The organism is Streptomyces capparidis, from assembly GCF_054782095.1.
Map to the genome: position 1 here is coordinate 1 of NZ_BAAGTD010000148.1, position 562 is coordinate 562.

Annotated in this window: 1 pseudogene; it reads left to right on the plus strand. The window is 74.9% G+C overall.

The features are described 5' to 3' along the window. A pseudogene (locus ACYVO2_RS37340) lies at positions 1–562 on the plus strand (flavoprotein); the annotation flags it as partial.

Below are 562 nucleotides of genomic sequence, written 5' to 3' on the forward strand. Positions count from 1 at the left end.
CCGGCTCCACGTTCGGCGGCGGCGAGGCCGACCAGCTCCCCGCCCGCGGCGCCCTGGGCCTGGCCGCCAAGGCCGCCGTCGACGGCGGGTACGCCGACGCCGTCACCGGCTTCCGCACCGAGTCCGTCGAGCGCACCGGCGACGGCCGCCTGGTGCTGGTGGCCGAGGACGGCCGCCGCCTGGACCCGGTGGACGAGATCATCGCCCTGACCGGGTTCCGCCCCGACCTGTCCTTCCTGTCCGAGCTCCGCCTCGGCCTGGACGAGCGCCTCCAGGCCCCCGTGGCGCTGGCCCCGCTGATCGACCCCAACGTCCACTCCTGCGGCACCGTCTACCCCCACGGCCACCGCGAACTGTCCCACCCCGAACCCGGCGTCTACCTGGTGGGCATGAAGTCCTACGGCCGCGCCCCCACCTTCCTGGCCATGACCGGCTACGAACAGGTCCGCTCCGTCGCCGCCGCCCTCACCGGCGACCTCGACGCCGCCGACCGCGTCGAACTCACCCTCCCCGAAACCGGCGTCTGCGGCGGCACCGGACTCTTCGACCAACCCCAGGCCGA